16 protein-coding genes, 1 tRNA gene and 1 pseudogene are annotated in these 21,969 nt (G+C 67.1%); 8 read left to right on the top strand and 10 right to left on the bottom strand.

The features are described from left to right. A pseudogene (locus HOV77_RS34180) lies at window positions 1-996 on the bottom strand (hypothetical protein); the annotation flags it as partial. Window positions 997-1,383: 387 nt separating this feature from the next. Between HOV77_RS34180 and HOV77_RS34175 the strand changes: the two are divergent. Both HOV77_RS34175 and HOV77_RS34170 read left to right on the top strand, forming a co-directional pair. Beyond that, a complete protein-coding gene (locus tag HOV77_RS34175; RefSeq protein ID WP_290870412.1) occupies window positions 1,384-3,069 on the top strand; it encodes an endo-1,4-beta-xylanase in 1,686 nt (561 codons plus the stop codon). A gap of 111 nt (window positions 3,070-3,180) precedes the next feature. Then, window positions 3,181-4,545 (top strand): PHB depolymerase family esterase, encoded by a 1,365-nt coding sequence (locus HOV77_RS34170; protein ID WP_290870408.1) that lies wholly within the window; start codon window positions 3,181-3,183, stop codon window positions 4,543-4,545. Window positions 4,546-4,603: 58 nt separating this feature from the next. Here HOV77_RS34170 and HOV77_RS34165 read toward each other — a convergent pair whose 3' ends face one another. After that, a complete protein-coding gene (locus tag HOV77_RS34165; protein WP_290870405.1) occupies window positions 4,604-6,064 on the bottom strand; it encodes a M1 family metallopeptidase in 1,461 nt (486 codons plus the stop codon). A gap of 75 nt (window positions 6,065-6,139) precedes the next feature. After that, the gene (locus tag HOV77_RS34160; RefSeq protein WP_290870402.1) at window positions 6,140-7,168 is read right to left on the bottom strand and encodes a LacI family DNA-binding transcriptional regulator; all 1,029 of its coding nucleotides are present in this window, start codon (window positions 7,166-7,168) and stop codon (window positions 6,140-6,142) included. Window positions 7,169-7,371: 203 nt separating this feature from the next. Between HOV77_RS34160 and HOV77_RS34155 the strand changes: the two genes are divergently transcribed. Continuing rightward, complete coding sequence (locus tag HOV77_RS34155; protein ID WP_290870399.1) at window positions 7,372-9,624, top strand: glycoside hydrolase family 3 N-terminal domain-containing protein; 2,253 nt, start codon at window positions 7,372-7,374, stop codon at window positions 9,622-9,624. 168 nt (window positions 9,625-9,792) lie between these two features. Next, window positions 9,793-9,866 (top strand) — tRNA-Ile (locus HOV77_RS34150). A gap of 81 nt (window positions 9,867-9,947) precedes the next feature. On the opposite strand, the gene HOV77_RS34145 is transcribed toward HOV77_RS34150, so the two are convergent. The 4 genes from HOV77_RS34145 to HOV77_RS34130 form a co-directional block, all read right to left on the bottom strand. After that, window positions 9,948-10,373 (bottom strand): arsenate reductase ArsC, encoded by a 426-nt coding sequence (locus HOV77_RS34145; RefSeq protein WP_363261461.1) that lies wholly within the window; start codon window positions 10,371-10,373, stop codon window positions 9,948-9,950. After that, the gene (locus tag HOV77_RS34140; protein ID WP_290870394.1) at window positions 10,367-11,128 is read right to left on the bottom strand and encodes an MIP/aquaporin family protein; all 762 of its coding nucleotides are present in this window, start codon (window positions 11,126-11,128) and stop codon (window positions 10,367-10,369) included. The genes HOV77_RS34145 and HOV77_RS34140 overlap by 7 nt, the downstream gene beginning before the upstream one ends. Further along, window positions 11,125-11,805, bottom strand: a complete 681-nt coding sequence (locus HOV77_RS34135) for a helix-turn-helix domain-containing protein (RefSeq protein ID WP_290870391.1) — start codon at window positions 11,803-11,805, stop codon at window positions 11,125-11,127. The genes HOV77_RS34140 and HOV77_RS34135 overlap by 4 nt, the downstream gene beginning before the upstream one ends. Window positions 11,806-11,903: 98 nt before the next feature. Next, complete coding sequence (locus tag HOV77_RS34130) at window positions 11,904-13,304, bottom strand: FAD-dependent oxidoreductase (RefSeq protein ID WP_290870388.1); 1,401 nt, start codon at window positions 13,302-13,304, stop codon at window positions 11,904-11,906. 123 nt (window positions 13,305-13,427) lie between these two features. Here HOV77_RS34130 and HOV77_RS34125 point away from each other — a divergent pair, with 123 nt between their 5' ends. Further along, window positions 13,428-13,808 carry a metalloregulator ArsR/SmtB family transcription factor gene (locus HOV77_RS34125; protein WP_290870385.1) on the top strand — a complete coding sequence of 127 codons (381 nt, stop codon included), beginning with the start codon at window positions 13,428-13,430 and terminating at the stop codon, window positions 13,806-13,808. 1,105 nt (window positions 13,809-14,913) lie between these two features. Here the strand turns inward: HOV77_RS34125 and add are convergent. The 3 genes from add to HOV77_RS34110 are packed head-to-tail and all read right to left on the bottom strand — an operon-like array spanning window position 14,914 to window position 18,860. Continuing rightward, window positions 14,914-15,948: an adenosine deaminase gene (gene add / locus HOV77_RS34120; protein ID WP_290870381.1), complete on the bottom strand. Its 1,035-nt coding sequence runs from the start codon at window positions 15,946-15,948 to the stop codon at window positions 14,914-14,916. Window positions 15,949-15,951: 3 nt separating this feature from the next. Continuing rightward, the gene (locus tag HOV77_RS34115) at window positions 15,952-17,271 is read right to left on the bottom strand and encodes an MFS transporter (protein ID WP_290870378.1); all 1,320 of its coding nucleotides are present in this window, start codon (window positions 17,269-17,271) and stop codon (window positions 15,952-15,954) included. Further along, the gene (locus tag HOV77_RS34110; RefSeq protein WP_290870375.1) at window positions 17,268-18,860 is read right to left on the bottom strand and encodes an AMP-binding protein; all 1,593 of its coding nucleotides are present in this window, start codon (window positions 18,858-18,860) and stop codon (window positions 17,268-17,270) included. The genes HOV77_RS34115 and HOV77_RS34110 overlap by 4 nt, the downstream gene beginning before the upstream one ends. A 376-nt stretch (window positions 18,861-19,236) precedes the next feature. Here HOV77_RS34110 and HOV77_RS34105 point away from each other — a divergent pair, with 376 nt between their 5' ends. The 3 genes from HOV77_RS34105 to HOV77_RS34095 all read left to right on the top strand — a co-directional run. After that, entirely contained in the window at window positions 19,237-19,926 is a 690-nt protein-coding gene (locus tag HOV77_RS34105) for a hypothetical protein (protein ID WP_290870372.1), read from the top strand. Further along, window positions 19,913-20,818 carry a hypothetical protein gene (locus tag HOV77_RS34100; protein ID WP_290870370.1) on the top strand — a complete coding sequence of 302 codons (906 nt, stop codon included), beginning with the start codon at window positions 19,913-19,915 and terminating at the stop codon, window positions 20,816-20,818. The genes HOV77_RS34105 and HOV77_RS34100 overlap by 14 nt, the downstream gene beginning before the upstream one ends. Further along, window positions 20,818-21,969: hypothetical protein (locus tag HOV77_RS34095; RefSeq protein WP_290870368.1), on the top strand; the 1,152-nt coding region annotated here is incomplete at its 3' end. The genes HOV77_RS34100 and HOV77_RS34095, both read left to right, overlap by 1 nt.

The raw sequence follows: 21,969 nt of genomic DNA, 5'->3' as shown, positions 1-21,969 counted from the left end.
GGTCGCGGCCGCCGTCGGGCTGGGTGCGGCCACCGGAGTCCCCGCGCACTTCGGTACGCCCGGCGTGAAGGTGTCGAACCCGGTCTTCAAGTAGTGGTCGGCGACCCAGAGGTTGTCGACGGTCTTGTCCCAGATGTTCGACCCGTACGCGTTGGCCCCGATCGTCTGGCAGGTGATGTAGACGGTGCTGCCGGCGGCGTACGTCTTGACCTCCTTGGCCGAGACGGACTTGGCGTCCCGTCCGGCGAGGTCCACAGTGGCCTTGAAGCCGAACCGCGCGGGGGTCGTGTCGGCGCAGCGGGCGATGCCGGGCGCGAAGTTCTTCTCGACCCCGGTCTTCACGTACGCATCCGGCACGTACACGCCGTCGTCGGTCTTGTCCCAGATCGTCGACCCGTACGCGACCGTCCCGGCGATCTGGCAGACGACGACCACGTGTTCGCCCTTGCGGTACATGTTCTCCTCGACCACCCGGGCAGTGAGCGAGGGACCGGCCCGGCCGTTCAGATCGGCCGTCGCCGGATACGACTTGCCGCTCTGCGCGAGGTCGGAGCAGCGGGCGACGCCGGGGGCGAACCCGTCGGTGCCCGTCTTCACGTAGGCGTCGGGGACGTACACCCCGTCGGAGGTGCGATCCCAGATCGCCGACCCGTACGCCATGTCGCCGCGGTCCTGGCAGACGACCTTGACGGTCTCGCCGGCCCGGTACATGTCCTTCTTCACGACGTTGGCGTCCATCGAGGCGCCGTCGCGTCCGTTGAGCGTCTCCTTGGCGGTGAACGACACCGCAGTATGCGTAGCGGCGGCGGCCTTGCCGGCCGCCACGAAGGTCAGGTCGGCGGCGGCGGTCTCGGCCGCAGCGCTCGGTTCGCCCGCGGTGGGAGTGAAGGTCACGGGGGCGGAGCCCGACCTCAGGACGACCGCCGAGCCGACGGCCACCACGAGGAGGGTGGCCGCGCCGATGAGGAACCAGGGTTTCTTGAGCAGATCTGCCACGGGTCGTTTGTAGACCGGCGTGGGTTGCGCGGGAACCCCGTGAGCTGCCGATCAATCAATTCCGGACAACGGCCCGGGTTCCCCGCTGGGTGCACCCCGAGGCGCACCCCGAGTGTTGGCGCCCCGGTGTTGGCACCCCGGTGTTGGCGCCGGATCACGGATAACCATGCCATCTCGGCCCAAGATTCCATGGTTATCCGTGATCCGGTGCCAAAACCATGGCCCGAACCCGGCAGCGAAACCGTAACCGATAACGATTCCGATAATTTCCGGAAGGTCATTGACGTGTTACGGCGCACCCTAAATACTGAGGGTCGCTTCCATTGATGCGCGCCTGTCTGCCCCGTGCTGACCTGCGCGAACGCCCCATCAACGCAGGAGGAACAGATGTCAGTCCGCACCCGCCGGCTCGGAGCAGCGACTCTCACGCTGACCGCGCTGGCCGGTTTCACCGTCAGCCTGCTCGCGGCGCAACCCGCCGCGGCAGCCGACCCGTTGCGTACGCTCGCGGCGGCCAAGGGCAAGTTCATCGGCACCGCCGTCGCGACTAACCAGCTCGCCAACGAGACGGCGTACCGGACGATCGCCGGTCAGGAGTTCAACCAGGTCACCGCCGAGAACGCGATGAAATGGGACGCCACCGAGCCGAACGACAACCAGTACAACTTCACCGGCGCGGATCAGGTGGTCGCCTTCGCCCAGGCGAACAACCAGATCGTCCACGGGCACACCCTCGTCTGGCACCAGCAGACGCCCGGCTGGGTGCAAGGCCTGTCGGCCAGCGCGATGAAAACGGCCATGCTGGACCACATCGCGACCGTGGTCGGCCACTACGCGAACAACCCGGCGGTCCAATCGTGGGACGTCGTGAACGAGGTGTTCGACGAGAACGGCGGCTTCCGGACCAGCTTCTGGTACAACACGCTGGGCTCGGGCTTCATCGCCGACGCCTTCCGCGCCGCGCGGGCCGCCGACCCCGACGCCAAGCTCTGCATCAACGACTACAACGTCGAGGGGATCAACGCGAAGTCGACCGCGATGTACAACCTCGTGTCGTCGCTGAAGTCGCAGGGTGTGCCGATCGACTGCGTCGGCTTCCAGTCGCACCTCGCCACCCAGTACGGCTTCCCCGGCCAGGTCACGGAGAACGTGGCCCGGTTCGCGGCGCTCGGCGTACAGGTGCGGTTCACCGAACTGGACGTGCGCATCGTGCTGCCCGCCGACGCCGGCGAGATCAACACGCAGAACCAGTACTACACGAACATCATCAACGCCTGCCTCGCGTCGACCGCCTGCCCCGGCGTGACGATCTGGGGCTTCACCGACAAGTACTCGTGGGTGCCCGACACCTTCCCCAGCGAGGGTCAGGCGCTCATCTACGACGCCAACTACAACCCCAAGGCGGACTACACCGCGATCGCGACCGCGTTGGGCGCCGGCACCGGTGGTGGCGACACCACCGCGCCGAGCACGCCGACCAACCTGGCGGCGTCCGGCACCACCTCGAGCGGCACGACCCTGTCGTGGACGGCTTCCACGGACAACACCGCCGTCACCGGGTACGACATCCTCCGCGCGCCCGGCGCGAGCGGCGGCACGTTCGCCGTCGTCGGCACATCGACCTCGACGTCCTACACCGACAGCGGGCTCTCGGCCTCGTCGGTCTATCGCTATCAGGTCCGCGCCAGGGACGCGGCCGGCAACCTCTCCGCGGTCTCCACCACGGTGAGCGTGACGACGCTGTACGGCGGCGGAGGGACCGGCGGCTGCACAGCCGTGGCCACCACGCAGACGCAGTGGCCCGGCGGCTACGTCATCCAGCCGGTCACCGTCACGAACACCGGCTCGGCTCAGATCAGCTCCTGGACCGTGACCTTCACGCTGCCCGCGGGCCAGACGATCACCGGCTCCTGGAACGCGGTGCTCACGGTCAGCGGCCAGACCGTGACCGCCAAGAACGCGAACTACAACGGCACGCTCGGCCCCAACGCGAGCACATCGTTCGGCTTCCAGGTGGCGCGGTCCACAAGCGACACGACATTGGCCAGCGGGTACGCCTGCGCAGCGCCCTGATTCGCCTGACGCGTCGGCGGTGCCCCCGGGTACCGCCGACGCGCTCGCCCCGAGAACCCCCTCGCCGGCGCACATCGACGTGACGCCTGCGCTCCACGGAATGAGGTGATCATGCAGAATCGCGTGAAAGCCCTGCTCGCCGTCATCGTGGCCGCCCTGGTCGCGGTGTCGGCCGCCCTGATCAGCGCCCCGCCCGCCCAGGCGGCGACGCTCACCGAAGTCACCGGCTTCGGTGCCAACCCGACCAACCTGCGGATGTATGTCTACGTCCCGGACACCGTGCGTGCCCGGCCCGCAGTGCTGCTCGCCCTGCACTACTGCACCGGCTCCGGACCTGCCTTCTACTCCGGTACGCAGTTCGCGTCCCTGGCCGACCAGTACGGCTTCATCGTCATCTACCCGTCGGCCACCCGTAGCGGCAGCTGCTGGGACGTGTCCTCGCCGCAAGCCTTGTCGCACAACGGCGGCAGCGACCCGGTCGGGCTGATGTCGATGGTCAACTACGTACTGCAGACCCGCAACGCCGACGCCGGCCGGGTCTACGTCACGGGAGCCTCGTCCGGCGGCATGATGACCAACGTCATGCTGGGCGACTACCCGGACGTGTTCAAGGCCGGCGCCGCGTTCATGGGTGTGCCGTTCGGCTGCTTCGCCACCACCGACGGATCCAGCTGGAACAGCGCCTGTGCCAACGGCACGATCATCAAGACGCCGCAACAGTGGGGCGACCTCGTACGCGCGGCGTACCCGGGCTATTCGGGGGCGCGGCCACGGATGCAGATCTGGCACGGCACCGATGACACGACGCTGCGCTACCCGAACTTCGGGGAGCAGATCAAGCAGTGGACCAACGTCCTCGGGGTGAGCCAGACGCCGGTCCTGACCGACACTCCGCAGTCCGGCTGGACGCGCACTCGCTACGGCGCCAACAGTGTGACCGCACCGGTGGAGGCGATCAGCATCCAGGGTGTCGGGCACAGTCTGCCGCTGAGCGGGCAGGCTGCCATGGCGATCGCCTTCTTCGGCCTGAACGTGCAGCCCACGTCCTCGCCATCGGGGTCGCCGTCGAGTTCCCCGTCGTCCTCCCCGTCGTCCTCCCCGTCGACGTCGCCCTCGACTTCGCCGTCGACGTCACCGACCTCCTCGCCGCCGCCCGGTGGCGGGTGCAAGGTCGTGGACACGGTCAACGCCTGGAACACCGGCCTGACCTCGGACATCGCGATCACGAACACGAGTTCGTCCGCGATCAACGGCTGGACGCTGACCTTCACGTTGCCGTCCGGTCAGGTCATCACCAACGGCTGGAACGCGACCTACTCACCCACCAGTGGTGCGGTGACGGCCCGCAACGTCAGCTACAACGGCTCGATCGCGCCGGGTGGCTCGACGAGCATCGGCTTCCAGGCCACGCATACCGGAAACACCGCCAAACCGACGTCGTTCGCGCTCAACGGCGTGACCTGCACCGTCGGCTAGGCACCGTGGACAGCGAGGTCCCGGGTAGCGTCCACCCGGGACCTCGCCACCTCGAACATCACGGCTTGGCGGGCTTCTTCGTGCCGTACAGCCAAGCCTGGAACAACGCGTCGAGCTGCTTGCCGGAGACCTGCTCGGCGAGCGCGATGAACTCCTCCGTCGTCGCGACGCCACCCGCCTTCTGCTCGGCCCACTTCTTCAGGATCTCGAAGAACGCCTTGTCGCCGACCGCTTTGCGGAGCGCGTGCAACGTCATCGCGCCGCGGTCGTAGGGGGAGTCGCCGAACAGCTCCTTCTTGCCCGGCTTGGCCGGCGGCGTACGCCAGATCGACGCGTCGGAGGTGGCGTAGACGTTGTCGAACATCTTCTGGGCGGTCGACGTGTGCTTGTACTCGGCCCACAGCCACTCGGCGTACGAGGCGAACCCCTCGTTGAGCCAGATGTCCGGCCAGGTCTTGACCGAGACGCTGTCGCCGAACCACTGGTGGGCCAGTTCGTGGACCACGACGCTGTCGTTGACGCCGCGCCGGAAGAACCCGGCCGAGTAGACGGGCCGGCTCTGGCATTCGAGCGCGAAGTGCAGGTCGTCGTCCTTGACCACCACACCGCCGTAGGAGTCGAACGGGTACGCCCCGAAGACCGACTCGAGATAGTCGGCGATCGCGACGGTGTGGCTCATGGACGTGTCCGCCGCGCCCGCGGCGACCTGCTTCGTCACGCCGAGCACGACGGGCTTGCCCTTGTGGGTGGAGTTCACGACGCGGTAGTCGCCGATCGCGAGCGTCGTCAGATAGCTGGCCATCGGCGTGCTCTCCGACCACTTCCAGGTCGTCCAGCCCGCCTCGGTCTTCTGCGGCCCCGGTACGCCGTTGCTGATGGCGGTCAGGCCCGCCGGGACGGTGACCTCCACGTCGTAGACGGCCTTGTCCTGCGGATGGTCGTTGACCGGGAACCACAGGCTGGCCGATTCGGGCTCCCCGACGACGAACGCGCCGTCGGCGGTGTGGAAGAAGCCCATCTTCCCGACCTCGGGATCGGTCACCGACCCCGGTACGCCGTCGTAGACGACGCGTACGGTGAACTTCGCGCCGGTCGCCAAGCCGCTGTCCGGCGTGATCACGAGCTCGTCGCCGGTGCGAGCCTGGGTGGCGGGCTTCTCGTTGACCTCCACCGACTGCACCGTCATGCCGCGCAGGTCGAGGTCGAAGGCCGACAGATCCGAGGTCGCCGTCGCGGTGATCGTCACGTCGCCGGTCAGCCGGTCGGTCTTCGGGTCGTACTTGACCTTGATCGCGTACGAGGCGACGTCGTAGCCGCCGTTGCCGTAGGTGGGGTAGTAGGGATCACCGATCCCGGCCGCACCCGGCTGGAAGTTCAGGCTCGGCGTCGGCGTCGCGGCCGGCGCGGACGAGCCGACCGCCGTCGGTGAGTCCTTGTCATGACTGGTGCAGCCGGTCGCGGTCACGGCGAGCGCCGCCGCCGCGAGGGCAGCCGCCACCGTCTTCCCCCGTGTGGTCAACTCTTCCTCCTGGACGAACGAAGTCCGCCGCAGCACGCGGCGGACTTCGAGGAGGTTAGGCCGACAACATCACACCTAGATCACGGCGACCGACTCGGCTCGGGCGGTGCTGTCGCGGACGACGAGTTCGGTCGCCAGCTCCACCCGGGGGCTCTCGACGTCCTCGCCCCGAGCGAGCCGCAGCACCGTCCGGGCGGCGAGCATCCCCATCTCGGCCAGCGGTTGCCGGACCGTGGTCAGCGGCGGCGAGGCCCACCGGGCTTCGGGAAGATCGTCGAAGCCGACCACGCTGATGTCGTCCGGCACCCGCAAGCCCTTGCGGCGTACGGCTTCGTAGACGCCGAACGCCATCTGGTCGCTGGCGGCGAAGACGGCGGTGGGCGGATCGGGCAGCTCGAGGAGCGCGGTGCCGCCGGTGAAGCCGGACTCGTGGTAGAAGTCGCCCGGCTGGATGAGGGAGTCGTCTACCTCGATCCCGGCCGCCTCCAGCCCGGCGCGGTAGCCGTCGAGCCGGGCCCGGCTGCACAGCAGCCGGCGCGGCCCGGAGACGAAGCCGATCCGCCGATGGCCCAGCGAGATCAGGTGCTCGGTGGCGGCGAGCCCGCCCGCCCAGTTGGTCGCGCCGATGGTGGGCACGTCGAACGACGGCACGCCGGCCGGGTCGATGACCACCAGGTGCACGTCGAGGCGGCGCAGTTCGGCCTGCACCGGCGGGTCGAGGACCGAGGTGACGAGGATGACGCCGTCGCTGGCCCGGGCGCGCAGGTTCTGCAGCCACTGCCGGGTCGACGAGGTACGCCGATGGATGGCCGACACCACGGTGCCCGCCCCGCTCGCGTGCGCCACGTCCTCCACCCCGCGGATGATCTCCACCGCCCACGGGCTGTCGAGGTCGTTGAAGACGAGGTCGATCAAGTCCGCCCGGTCCCGCGTACGCCCGGTGCGCCGCCGATATCCGTGCCGCCGCAGCAGATCCTCGACCCGTTGCCTGGTCTCGGGCGCCACGTCGGCGCGACCGTTCACCACCCGCGACACGGTCGGCACCGAGACCCCGGCCTCCCGTGCGATCGCGGTGATGGTGATCCTCTGCTCGTCCGCCGCCACTACGTCTCCCTACATCAACTGTCGGTTCAGCGTACGACCGGAATGTTGCGGAAGGCCATGGCCGCCCCGGTGCGCCAAAGTTTCGGAGGGCTATCGTAAATTTTCGGTGCCATGACGTACGCTATGTCCGCCCGTGGCTCGGTCACAAGCGTTGTCGCGACGAAAACCCGGGCCGAATGTTCCGGAAGACAGTCAGGAGCCGCATGCTCACGGAGAAGGCCCCCGGCGACGCCGCGCAGGAAATCTGGCGGGAAGTCGCCCGACCGGCCGCCGACCGGGTCGCCGATCTGCTCGCCCGGATGACCCTCGAGGAGAAGGTCGCCCAGCTGGGTTCGGCCTGGGTGGCATCGTCGCCGGACCCGGGAGCCGAGGTCGCGCCACACCAGTACGAGTTCGCGGAGCCGACGATCGACTGGGCGAAAGTGGTCCAGCACGGCCTCGGCCAGCTCACCCGTCCCTACGGCACCGCGCCGATCGAGCCCGCCGAGGGCGCACGCTGGCTGCTGCGCCGTCAGGCCGAGATCGTCGAGGCGAGCCGCTTCGGCATCCCCGCCCTCGTCCACGAGGAGTGCCTCGTCGGATTCATGACCTGGCGCGCCACCGTGTTCCCCACGCCGCTCGCCTGGGGCGCCACCTTCGACCCGGCGCTGATCGAACGGATGGCCACGCACATCGGCGCGACGATGCGGTCCGCCGGTGTCCATCAAGGACTCGCGCCCGTCCTCGACGTCGTCCGCGACGCCCGCTGGGGGCGTACCGAGGAGACCATCGGCGAGGACCCGTACCTCGTCAGCACGGTCGGCTCGGCCTACGTGCGCGGCCTTCAGCAGGCCGGGGTCATCGCCACTCTCAAGCATTTCGCGGGCTACTCGGCCTCGCGCGCCGGGCGCAACTTCGGGCCCGTCGCGGTCGGCCACCGCGAACTCGCCGACGTGCTGCTGCCGCCGTTCGAACTCGCGCTGCGCGAGGGTGCCGGTTCGGTCATGCACTCGTACGCCGAAATCGACGGTGTGCCCACCGCCTCCGACGTTCGGATGCTCACCGAGGTTCTCCGCGACGAGTTCGGGTTCACCGGCACCGTTGTGGCCGACTACTTCGGAGTGTCGTTCCTCGAAACGCTCCACGGCGTCGCCGCGGACTCGGCGGCCGCCGCCGCGCTCGCGCTGACCGCCGGAGTGGACGTCGAACTACCCGCCACGCGCTGCTACGGCGAGCCCCTCCGGGACGCGGTCCGATCCGGCACGGTCCCCGAGACGTTGATCGACCGGGCCGCCGCCCGGGTCCTGCGTCAGAAGATCGACCTCGGCCTCCTCGACCGTCCCGACGCGCCGGCCGCCGTCGACTTCGACACCGCGGACGGGCGCGACCTGGCTCGCCTCGTCGCCGAGGAATCCGTAGTGCTCCTGGCGAACGACGGCACCTTGCCCCTCAAAGCGACCCGAATCGCCCTCGTCGGCCCGTATGCCGACGACCCGGCCGCCATGCTCGGCTGCTATTCGTTCCCAGCGCATCACGGACTGCACGCCGACCCCGGCGTCGAGGTACGCACTCTGCGTACCGTGCTCCCCGAGGAGCTTCCCGGCGTCGTCTTCACCGACGACCCGGCCGACGCCGACCTCTGCGTCGCCGTCGTCGGCGACACCTCCGGACTCTTCGGCCGGGGCACCTCCGGCGAAGGATGCGACGTCGAAGACCTCACCCTGCCGGGCGACCAGGATCGGTTCCTGCAAGAGCTGCTCGACACCGGAACCCCGGTCGTCCTGGTGCTCCTGACCGGCCGGCCCTACGCCCTCGGCGCGTACGCCGACCGCTGCGCCGCCATCGTCCAAGCCTTCCTGCCCGGCGAAGAAGGCGCATCCGCCGTCGCGGGAGTGCTCTCCGGCCGTGTCAACCCCTCCGGCCGCCTCCCGATCGGCATCCCGCGCCATCCCGGGGGACAGGCGGCTGCGTACCTCGGGCCGCAGCTGGCACACCGAACCGGGGTCAGCAGCGTCGACCCGACTCCGTTGTACGCGTTCGGCCACGGTTTGGCGTACACGTCGTTTGAATGGAACACGATCCCGGCGGAACCCACGGAGCTGGCCACCCACGAGCCGATCTCGGTGACCCTGACCGTGACCAACAGTGGCGACCGGCCCGGCGCGGAGATCGTGCAGCTGTACCTCCACGATCCGGTGGCGCAGGTCACCCGTCCGGTGCAACGCCTCGTGGGGTACGCCCGCGTCCCGCTCGAAGCCGGCCAAACGACGCGAGTGAGTTTCCGATTCCACCCGGACCTCGCCGCCTTCACCGGCCGAGACGGCCGCCGCATCGTCGAACCGGGCGACCTCGAACTCCGCCTCGCGGCCTCGAGCACCGACATCCGGGCGACGATCCCGCTCCGCCTCACCGGCCCCGAACGGGAGGTCGGTCACGACCGGGTCATGGTCGCCGACGTGACCCTGAAGGTCGGCTGATCCCCAGTACAGGACCAGGGTTGTCCATGTGATCTTGGGTCTGGATCGCATGGACAACCCTGATCCGCGGAAAAGCGCGCCGATGGTGGGTGAAATACGCTGGCCCCGGCGGCTACTCTAGGGACCACGCGAAGGTCGACCGGCCCGCCGGCCGACCGCCGTGCATTTGGGGCCGTAGCTCAGCCGGTCAGAGCAGGGGACTCATAATCCCTCGGTCGCGGGTTCGAGCCCCGCCGGCCCCACCGTGGGCGTATTCGTATGGGTATGTCCAATTTTGTGATGCGCTCGCATCGCCGTGACCTGCGGCGATGCGGGGTTCGTTACTACATGGACCCCGTGAACCTGCCTTCTGCGAGTAGTTCGGCGAGGAGGGCCTTCACCCGGGCCTGGATGTCGTCGCGGATCTTGCGGACGGCCTCGATGCCCTGTCCGGCGGGGTCGTCGAGTTCCCAGTCCAGGTGAATCTGTCCGGGGAAGTAGGGGCAGACGTCGCCACATCCCATGGTTATGACCACACTGGACGCTTCGGAGTCTTCCGCAGTGAGGATCTTTGGCTTCAAGTCTGTGATGTCGATGCCGACTTCAGCCATGGCCGTAACAGCGGCGGGGTTGATCTGGTCGGCGGGCGCGGACCCGGCGGAGCGGACTTCCACGGCATCGCCTGCGAGGTGGCGCAGAAATCCCGCGGCCATTTGGGAGCGTCCGGCGTTGTGGACGCAGACGAACAGCACACTCGGTTTGGTCATGATCTGCTCCTGGCGGGTACGCGCTGGGTAGCGGCGGGTTCGGTGGGGGCAGTGTCACCGGTGACGGTCGTCTGCCGGGGATACAGCACGAGGACCAGCGCGAGGCCGACCGCGGCGCCGACGAGCTGGAAGGCGATGAAGCCGGGCACCGATGGGGGGCTGATTCCGGCGAAGGTGTCGGTGAAGGCACGGCCGATCGTGACGGCCGGGTTGGCGAAGCTGGTGGAGCTGGTGAACCAGTAGGCCGCGCCGATGTACGCGCCGACGGCGGCTGGGGCGTACCGGGTGCGGTGTGTACGCACGAGCGCGAAGATCAGCAGGATCAGTCCGCCGGTGGCCACCGTTTCGCCGATCCACAGGTGCGGCGTGGTCCGGGTCGTCGTTGCCCAGGACACCGCTGGCAGGCCGAACATCAGGTTCGCCAGGACCGCGCCACTGATCGCGCCAAGTACCTGTGTGCCAACGTATCCGGCCACCTCAGTCACGCCGATGGTGTCGGGGTCGTGGCGGTGCAGCCACCAGTCGGCGAGCGTGACGACGGGGTTGAAGTGCGCCCCGGACACCGGGCCGAGGGTCAGGATGAGCACCGCCAGGGCGAGCATGGTGGCGACGGAGTTCTCCAGCAGTTGCAGGCCGACATCGTTCGGGGACAGGTTGACGGCCGTGATCCCGGAGCCGACGACGGCGGTGACCAGCAGCAGCGTGCCGAGGTATTCGGCGATCAGCCGGCGGGCTTGAAGGGGTCGCCTCGAACTCACGGGTGGTGCTCCTCGATGGTGGGGGCGAGCCGCTCGATGCGGTCGGCCAGGTCGGTGTAGGCGGCCTCGAACGCGTCGTCGCTGTCGACCGGCACGGGATCGGGCACTGACCAGTGCAGCCGGGTGCAGTCGGCGGGCAGGGTCTCGTGGACGTGGTCGCAGACCGCGATCAGCAGGTCCCCGTCACCGGTGACGTCGTCCAGGTGGTGGGTCGCGGTCGAGTCGAGCCGCAGGCCGTGGCGCTTGGCGGTGCGCACGGCGCGGGGGTTCACCCGCTCGGCGGGTTCGGTGCCTGCTGAGGCGGCGGGGATCGGGCTGCGCTCGCCCCACAAGGCGGCGGCCAGCTGCGATCGGGCGGAGTTGCGGGTGCAGACGAACACCACCCGGCGGGGCGCGGCGAGCCGGGGTGGGTGCAGCGCGGCCAAGGCTGCGGGTCGCAGCTGCAGGTAGCTGCGGCGGCGGTCGTGCTCGGAGCGGCGCCGGTCGATCACCCCGGCTTCGGTGAGCACGCCCAGGTGGTGGGCGACCAGGTTCGTGGGCATGCCCAGGTGTGCGCCGATCTCGCCGGGTGAGGCGTCGCCGATGGCGAGGATGTCCGCGATGGCCAGGCGGGTGGGGTCGCCGAGTGCGGCGTGGATCTTCGCCCGTGCCTCTATGGAGGAAAGCTCAACGTTCATCGCCTCAAAAACTACTGAGGTATCCTCCGAGCGTCAACTTCCGACGCGGCGTGCTATGGCTGCGGCCACCGCCCAGTCGGGTGGTGGCCGCAAGAGTCTCAGCTGCAGCAGGAGCCGCCGGACTGGCTGGCACTTACGTCTACGAGGGGCAGCGACAGCAGGCCGCCGCTGATCCCGGTGGTTAGACCGCGCTTGGCCTCCGGTCCGGGGTTGGCGGCCGGGGCCGGGCCGCAGCAGTCGCTGTCGGCGGCGTCAGCCTCAGCGGCGAGGTTGGAGCTACACACGCCGGTCTCGGGCAGTTCCAGCTGCACGTCGCGGGCGGCCTCCCAGTCGCCGGCCAGGGCCGCGACGACCGAGCGGGCTTGCTCGTAGCCGGTCGCGAGCAGGAAGGTGGGGGCGCGGCCGTAGGACTTCGCGCCGACCACGTAGAAGCCGGTCTCGGGGTGGGTCAGCTCGTCGACGCCGTGCGGGGGCACGGTGCCGCACGAGTGCTGGTTCGGGTCGATCAGCGGTGCCAGGGCCCGGGTAGAGCCCAGGATCGGGTCCAGGTCCAGCCGCAGCTCGGTGGCCGCCGCGTAGTCCGGTCGTGCGCCGGTCGAGTTAACGATGACCTGCGCGTCGAGCTTGCGGCCGTCGGCGGAGACCAAGCCCTGCTCGGTGACCTCCTGAACCAGGAAACCGTTGTGCACCTGCACCTTGCCCGCGTCGACCAGAGCTTTGATCCGGGTGCCGATCGCACCCCGAGCCGGGAGCGCGTCGGCGTCGCCGCCACCATAAGCCCGCGATGGGTTCGGCGCCCGCAGAACCCAGTGCAGGACGGTGTCCGGCTCGGTGTCGGCGAGCTCGGCCAGGGCGAGCAGGGTGCCGGTGGCGGAGTGGCCCGCGCCGACGACGGCGACCCTCTGACCGGCGAACTGGTCGCGCAGGCCGCCGAGCACGTCCGGCATGCCGTTGTGGACGCGGCCTGCCGCAATGGCGTCGGTCTCACCGTGAGCGGGGATGCCGTTGCCGCCCAACGGGTTGGCGGTACGCCAGGTGCCGGATGCGTCGATCACGGCGCTCACGAGTAGCTCGGTGCCGTTGGACAGGCGGATCAGGAAGGGTGCGGAGTCGCGGCCGGCGGTGCGTACCTTGTCGAAGCCCTGCCGGGCGATCGCGGTCACCGCGACGCCGAGGCGCACCTTCGGCGCGATGGCCGGGTGCGCGGCCAGCGGCGCGAGATAGCCGTCGATCAGGTCGCCACCGGTTGGCAGCTTCTCCGGGTCCGGCGCGGTCCAGCCGGTGGCCTCCAGCAGGGTACGGGCGGCCGGGTCGGTGTCGTAGCGCCATGGGGAGAACAGCCGCACATGCGCCCACTCCCGGATCGACGCCGCGACTTCGTCCCCGGCTTCGAGGACGACGAAGTCCATCCCGCGGGTAGCGAGCTGGGCGGCGGTGGCCAGACCGACCGGTCCGGAGCCGATCACCGCGACGGGAAGGGGCTCGGTGCTGGTGCTCATGACGTTCTCCTCCGGCTGTGCCGCAACTTGGCGAACATGACTCGCTCCCTGTCTAGACGACTGTCGAATCAGTCGAGCGAGAGCCAGCTTGCTCCCTGATTAGAAATCTGTCAACCTAGAGCCATGTCGAAACAGCTCGTGGTCTTGGATGCCGCCTCCGAGCAGGCATGCTGCCCGCCCATCGCCGAGGCATCCCTCGATACTGAGCACGCGACCGACATGGCCCGGATGTTCAAGGCCCTCGGCGATCCCATCCGGCTCCGGCTGCTCTCGCGTATCACCTCGGCGCCCGGTGGAGAGATCTGCGTCTGCGACATCACCGGAGACGATTTCAACGTCACCGGCCCCACCATCTCCCACCACCTCAAGGTCCTGCGCGAGGCTGGGCTCATCGACGGCGAACGCCGCGGAACGTGGGTTTACTACCGAGCCGTGAAAGCCAACATGCACCAACTGGCGGCCCTGCTCGCCATTGACGAGTCCGTCGCCCTCGTATCAGCCTGAGGGACGTAAAGGTACGGCGGGCTCAGCTCGAGCCTGCCGCCACCGTTTGGTCTAGCCAACCCGTCGCCGTACGGCTGTAACCACTACCGCAGGCCCCTGAGCAGTGTGAATGCGGTTCGGGTTGTGCCACATCGGGTCCACCGTGGGATAATTGTATAGGAATGTCCGAATTTGTAGGAGCCTGTGTCGCTGCTGAGCTGCGGTGACGCAGGTTCGTCGCTACATCGACCCTCGACAGTAGTAGCGACCGTTACGCCGTCGGATTAGAACAACGCGCGGCACGGCGGCGGCCAGGCCGACTGGTCTTGGGCCTATCACCGCGACCGGGGAGCCGCTCAGTGCTGGCGCTGAGGACCTTCTCCCCCCCGGCACTCGGCAGGGTCTGTTTACAGGTTTCTCGAAACAACTCTGTCTAGACTGGTGCCTGGTTAGGTGTGGCAAATCAGTCGTCGAGGCGGCCAGTCACCGACTCCGCTGGCAGGGCTGCGGCGCTCGATCATCAGCACGTCCCGCTGGCGGTCGAACGGGAGGCGGCCGGCCTTCTTCCGTGCGCCGACGATCCGGAACCACGCCTGTGCAGGCGGACGCTGGCCGTGGTGTGAGGGAAGATGCCGGACTGGACGGTCCAGATCCCGGCCGCCTCGGTCGAGATGAACAGCGCCGCCAGCAGGAGGAGCCGATTCCTGGTCGTGCGCGGCCGAGTCGTCGGAGACAGAGCGCTCTACGACGCCCGCCGACACCGGCCGAACAGACACCGCGGATGTTGCAACGCAGCCGACCGCCCGCCGGCGGACGTCTGCAGGACGAGGAGGGCCCGGACCCGGATGTCTTCCCGGCCCGGGTACGGCGCTGGACGGCTTCCTGCATGCGGTAGCTCGATAGGCGCGATCGGCACCTTTCAGGAGCACGTCCACAAAGGCCTGGCCGACCCTGGCCCACGACTCCGTGGTCAGGGTGATCCCCGTGCCCGCCACGTCGAAGTCGTCGAGCTTGTGCCGGTAGCCCTGCCACACCAGGTACCGGTCGCCGTTGGTCACCAGTTCGACGAGCAGCGCCCGCCCGAACCCCGGGTTTCGCCCGTTCCTCAGCTGATCGGTCTGCGAGGTCAGCCGGAGATGAATCCAGCGTCCAGTGACGTACAGTATTCGTCGATTTCCCGGAGAATGATCGACTTTTCCCAGTCGCCGGCGAACGATTGCCTGACTGCGGCTCTTGCCAGATCCGCTAGGCCGGCCTTGTCCAAATCGAGCATCTGGCCCGCCAGCACGTACTCATCAATCAGCGTCGTCGAAAACATCGACGGATCGTCGCTATTGATGCTGACGGGTACGCCGGCGGCGACCAGCTCGGCGAGCGGGTGGTCCGCGATGGACGGTACGGCTCGCGTGCAGAGGTTCGAGGTCGGTGATATCTCCAGCGGAATCCGATTCTCGGCGAGAAACGCCACCAACGATGGATCTTCTACCGCGCGGATTCCATGCCCGATGCGCTCCGCCCGGAGAAGGCGAATCGCGTCCCACACCTCGGCCGCGCTCGTCGTTTCGCCCGCGTGGGGTGCGATGTGAAGGCCCGCCGCTCGTGCGGCGGCGAATATGTCGCGATAGGGACTGCGGGCTACCTCGGCACCGCCAATGCCGAAGCTGACCAGTCCGGCCGGGCGCTGCCGTAACGCAATGTCGAGCGTCTTTTCACCGGAGTTCAGGGTGGCTTCCCCTGGGATGTCGAAGCACCACGCGAGCGAGAGATTCAGCTCTCGCGCTGCCGCAAGACGTGCGTCTTCGATTGCTTCGCAAAAGGCCTCAGCCGGGATGCCTTGCCTGACGCTGGACCATGGGGTGACGGTCAGCTCGGCATAGCGAACGTTTTGGCCAGCCAGGTCTCGGGCCACGCCCCACGTGAGCGCGCGTACGTCCTCCGCGTCACGGATGAGGTTCACCACGCTGAGATATACCCGGAGGAAATGCTCAAAATCGGTGAAGGCGAAGTATTCGGCGAGCTCCTGAGGGTCCGCGGGTACGGGGGAGTCGCTCTCGTGTCGGGCTGCCAGCTCCGCCACTGTGACCGGCGATGCCGACCCGACATGATGGACATGGAGTTCCACCTTCGGCAGTCCAGCGACGAACTCGCGCACGGCGATCATCTCCTACAATTCCACGGCGGCGCCCTCAGGGGCGGGTGCCTTCACCGGTTCAACGGCGGGTGGCGTCCGGTCGACAATGGGCATTCTGATGTCCCGAATGGGTGCGTAGGCCATCGCCACTGCTGCGATCACGCAGCCGATCGCACATGACCACAGGTAAAGTCTGTCCGCCGGCACGACGCCGAGCAGCGCCGCGATGACCGCGTTGGCAACCGGTAGCAGAGCGTACGAGCCCAGCAGGTCAATGCTGTTGACCCGGCCAAGCACCTCCCGTGGCACGAGCCGCTGCAGGATCGTCGAGTAGACGATGCTGCCGATCGCGGTCCCCGCCCCTGCGGCCAGGGCGAAGACGAGCGCGACCCCGGTGCTGTTCGACAGAACAACGAAGGCGTACGCGCCCGAAGTCGCGAAGAGGCTGATCAAGAAGACTGTTCCCGGCCGGCGCAAATCCGGCGAACGCGCGAGGAACGAGCCGGCGATTATTCCGCCGATCGCTGACGCCATAAGCACGAGCCCGAGCGTGACCGGACCGTGCGGCCGTTTCGACAGCACGATCGGTAGGAGCGTGAAGGCTCCGGCGAACACGAAGACGATGCCGACGCAGCACACGGCGATGAGAGCAGACAGCCAGCGAGCCCTCCATACGAAGGCGATCCCGGTTCCCAGCTCGCTGAGGATGTGCTTCCGAGCGGCTCGCCGCTGGTGTGGGTACGGCCACCTACCGCCGAGTAGCAGGCCCACACCCGCGAGCAGGAAAGAGATCGAGTTCAGCGCGAAGGCCGATGTCGCGTTGCTCAGCGACAGAAGCCCGCCCAACGGAGCACCCACGAGCGTGACGATCCGCATGCCTACGCTTTTGATCGCGTTCGCACGGCTGATCAGGTTCGCCGGAACGAGCTCGGGCATCGCGGCACCGAAGGCTGGCTGAAACGTTCCGTCCACGATTCCGAAGAGCAGGCCGAAGACCACGAGGTGCCACGGCTTGGCGGCGTGGCCGACGAACAGGATCACTAGCGCCGCCACGATCGCGAAGCGCAGCAGATCGGAGCCAAGCACGACCACTCGAGAGGAGCGGCGATCGACGATGACGCCGCCGGCAAGTACCGCGACAATCAAGCCCAGCCCTTGGGCCAGGAACACGTTGGGCAACAGGCGTCCGGAAGGCACCAGCTCTAGGCTGGCGAAGGCAAGCCCTACTCGGAACGCCGAGTTTCCCAGCTGGCTGATCAACTGGCCACCGACGACGAGGGCGTACGCCCGATGCCGCACGAGAGCGACGAGCCCTGATCGATCGGCCGTTGATTCGGGGTTGTGATTGCTCACCGTCGATTCCTCTCGGCGCTCGCAAGAACTGCCAACTCCGCCATATCGACCTTGCCATTGGCGGTCAGGGGCATCTGGGACATCCAGATGAGTCTTTGCGGAATCATGTATCCAGGCAGCTTCTTCCGCAGGGCGTCCTGGATCTCATTCTCCGGCGGCTCGACTCCCGTAAACAGGCCGCAAAGAAGCACCTTCTGACCGTCGCCGACCGCAAGGACCACCGCTTCGTCTATGAACGGCAGGTTACGGAGGCACGCCTCGATCTCGCCCAGCTCAATGCGATGCCCCAGGATCTTGACTTGTCGATCAAGCCGACCGTGATGTACGAGTAGTCCCGCCTCGTATCGCACCCGGTCGCCCGTCCGATACCAATACTCGGGTGGCACCGGATGCCGGCCGGTGAATGGCTGCGACTGGCCGCCGGTGAGGCGAATGAACGATCCAAGGTTTTGCGCATCGTCTAGGTATCCTGCGAAGCGTTGGATGCCCCGCAGGCACAGTTCGCCCTCGACGTCGACGACCTTGCCCTCGTCCAGCAGAATGTGCTCTTGACGTGCATGGACCGTACCGATCGGTACCGTGCCGTTGCTGGTCTTGGGCCACTCCGTGATGGACGGTGGCAAGCGGTAGGAAGCACAGGCGATTGTCATTTCGGTGGGGCCGTAGGTGTTTTCGATGATGCTTCCGGGCGCGGCGGCGCCCCACGCAGCGGCCTGCTCGATGGTCAACTGTTCCCCGCCGAAGACGCTCCAGCGAAGGCTCGGCAGGCAGTTCGGGGTGAGTTGCCCCAGCCGTTTGGCCATGCTGATCGTTGACGGGACGGCTGTCCAGTGTGTGATCGCATGTCTCTGGGCGAAGGGAGCTGGCCGCATGATGTCGACGCGGTCGCAGACGACGAGTGTCGCGCCGGCCGCCCACGCTGTGAAGATGCTGTGCACCGAGGGGTCGAAGGTCAGATCGAACGTCTGCGCGACCCTGCTGTCGGCACTCATCTCCAATCTTTCGACAACATGTTGAACGTAGGCGACCGCGGCCTGATGGCTCTGGGCTACCCCCTTGGGTTCGCCGGTTGATCCCGACGTGAACAGGATGTATGCGGGATCCTCTTCGGACATATCCGGAGTTCCGGCGGGGCGTGCCAGTTCCATGCGGCCTTCGTCCGACCTTCCGATCAGGATGGTCACGTTGTGCTCGGCCAGCTCGGCAAGTATCTGGGGAGAGGGGTCGGATTCGGAGAGGACCGCATCGAGATCTGCTGCTTTGATGATGGAGCGTACGCGCGCTGGTGGAAAGTCCGCACCGAGGGGTACGACACTTGCTGCGGCCCGCAGGATGCCGAGGTAGGTCGCGTAGGTGCGGCAGTCATCCCGCTCGCCATAGAGACCTACGCGGCGGGCGGGTCGGCTAAGCGTCTTGAGTGTGGACGCGACTCTGCCGGCCTCCTCCCACAGTTGGCCGTACGTGAGACAGTCTCGACCGGACCGAACGGCGACGTGGCCTGGCAGGCGTTCCGCTGTAACCCGGACAAGATCTACCAAGGTTCGACCGCCGGACAATGATTTTCCCCCGGTTTCTGCGTCTCGGCACACGTATAAATCTCGTGGTCCGCGGACTCTAACAGTCGGTCCCGGTACCGACAAGCAATGGAGAGCCAGCTCTGGCCCCTGCGTGCTGCGGTCCACAAGGGGGTGGACGCGCAAGATCTACCGGACTAAGCTCTCCTCCACCCACGCGGTGATCAGCTACATGGACACCGCGATTAGCTCGATTGCTCGGCTATGCAGGCTCTGGGGGACTCGGTGACCGACGCTATGCCGTTGCGTGGCGACTTCTTGCCCGCGGTTCCGGTGACACCCCGACTTGTGTGGGCAGCAGGGATACCGCGGCGCGATTCGCAGCAGGCGACCAGCCAACCAGCCCATCACGAAGCAGCCTTCGAACGCTCCAAAAGACGAGGGGATCGGTATGGAGACTAAGCCAGTCATTGATGACCTGATGGACTGCATGGCCAGCGCGCTGCCGGATGCGCGGTCCATTAGAAGCCTGGTGATGCAGATGGCGGAGGGCTGGCTCGACTCCGAACAAATGCCTGCGGCCGTACAACACCCGCTGGGTTTCCTGTACATGCCACTGTGGAAGGCTGATGGCACGGCCCTCAGGCTGCATCTCTGGAGCGAACTCGGCCAGCGACCGGCCCCACTGACCTCGCCGTACCATCGGCATGCCTGGTCGCTTGTCAGCCACGTACTGGCCGGAAGCGTTACCAACGAGCTGCCGAGCGTCGTCTGCCAGCACGCGGGGGCCGACTTCCGCCTCTACGACATCTGCGGTGATGGTGGCGTCGACGTCATCACGCCTACGAACATCACGGTGAAGCGGAATGATGCGCGCCGAGACACGTACGCCCAAGGACAGACTTATACGACGGATGCTGGCGAATTTCACGCCACGACAAGTCCCGACGGCGGATTCGCCGCCACTCTCTGTCTGGTCCGAGCCGTTGCCGGATGCACAGAGGTGACCCTTGGCCCGCTGGAGGAGACGGTGATCGAACAGCGGCGCGAGCCGGCCTCGAGCGAGGCGGTGAGCCGCGGTCTTCGCACACTTTTGGAAGCGCTGCGCAACGACGGAGAGTACGCCCGTGACCAGCTCTGATCAGGTCAGGGTGCCGCGTCCGCGGACTTCATCCGAGGCCTTGCACGTTTACGATCACTCGAAGTACGCAGCGCTCAAGGGCTGGACTGACGAGCAATTCCGGATGGTGCGTCAGATAACCGAGGTCCTGAGCGGTCACGAGTGGGCGACCGCCGGCTTTCTTGTCGGAAGCCTGGCTCGTGGGACGTGCGATCGGTTTAGCGACGTCGACTATCACGTGCTGGCCGATCCGCGCGCCGACTGGAGGCCGCTCGTTGAAGCCATCGCACCGGGAGCGTTCGTCGGAGCCTTCGGCCGTGCGCACGAACCCGGGTTCCTCCCCGGCGCATTCGGGCTCCTCCCCAACGGACTTAAGTTCGATGTCTTCATTCACGACCCTAACGACTTCGATCTGGCTTCTCTGAGTGATCACCTGCCGCTGTTCGATACCCAGGCCTCCCGGTTCACCGGCATCCCGACGACCTCGAGCCCTGGGTACCGGGTCGTCGGCCCGTACTTCGTTCCGCACGCCGCCAACAGTTTCTATTTCGCGATGGAAGCTCTGGTTCAGCTACTCTGCCGCTCGGAGATCTACCTCGTGTTTCGAAACAACGGCGTCCGGCTGGACACAGCCTGGATTCCACTGTTCCTGGCGGAGAACGGCATCGAAAAGTTCGATGGAAAGCGGCGGATCTCAGCCTGTCTTCATAGCGACCAACTCGATATTCTTAGCCAGCTGATCTCCCTTCCCTACGGCGACATCCCCTCGTTGCTCGAGCGCATTCAATGGGAGCAGGCCGAATTCTCCCAGCGTGGACGCAAGCTCGCCGCCGACACCGGCGCCACGTGGCCTGACGAACTCGAACGCATTGTCGTCAACAAGTTCCTCGCGCATATGTCAGAACTGCTCTGATGAACACCGACGTCATGACCGGTCCTGTGAACGATCCCGATCTGCTCCGTCGATTGGCGGGACGCATCGGAGCCGGGCATCGTGTGGCCAACCCCGTCTTCCTGGCGTATAGATATGAGGGAGACGACCGAGAGCGGGTCGTGGCCGAGTTCCGGCGAACCATCGAGGAAATCGGCGCGTTTCGGTGCACGTTCGTCATCAGTCCGTCCGGCGGGATCCATTACGGCTCGCCGTGCGAGGCTAGTCTGACGATTGAGCTTGACTGCACCGGCGCGCCTCCATGGCTCGTCGAGGACATCGTCTGGTCGATGCTTCGGACCAACTTCCGACTCGACGCTGGACCTGCTGGCCTCGGTTTCGTCGTTCACACGAGGGATGCAACCTACTTCGGCGTCAGCGGCGATCACGCGGTCGCCGATGGTGTGCTGATCGACGAAATCTTCCGCAGGTTCTTTGACCGGTTGGAAGGTTCGCCGACACCGCCCTCTCGCGCTGCTCGGAACTCCTCGCCGAGACCCTCCTCTGCGGCTCGCGCTCGTTACCGTGAGTCGTCTGACCTGCCAGCGTGGCAACCGGAGGAGCTCGCACGCCGCCTGACAGAATCCGTACAGATATTCCAGGAGGGTGAGCACCGGTCCAGCCTCTCGGAGTCGATATATGTCGACAACCCTGGGCTCAACAACGGGCGGGCCCGTTACGGGGTTTCTGACGTTTGCCTCCTCGCGAGCGCGTACGCGCTCGCTATGATGGAGGTCAATGGGCGAGAACGAGCCACCTTCGTCATGCCGTTCACCGGCCGGCTGGCAGATGCGGCCGAGATACGGGCCGAAACATCTCGGCTCATGCCGATCAGCGTGGTCACTGCAGGCCCCCCGACGGTGTCGGCGGTGGTGAAGCAAGTCCAGGCGGCCATCAGTCGGCTATTACGCGACGGCCGATCGGTGACGGAAGTCTGGCAGAACACCGATATCAACCGGACTCATCGGGTGCCGTGGGCATTCTTCGTTTGGCGCAGAGCGTTGAAGTCGCCCAGTGAGATGACGCTGATAGACGTTCCCGTAGGTCAGCTCGTGTCGGTCCGACCCGGCGTTTCCCTGGCGGCCACCGCCGAGCCGCTGGGCACCCGACTGACCCTTCGAGCTCAGTACACC

It is taken from the genome of Hamadaea sp. (assembly GCF_013362815.1).
In the GTDB taxonomy this organism is placed as follows: domain Bacteria; phylum Actinomycetota; class Actinomycetes; order Mycobacteriales; family Micromonosporaceae; genus Hamadaea.
This window is presented reverse-complemented; position numbering and strand designations above follow the sequence as displayed.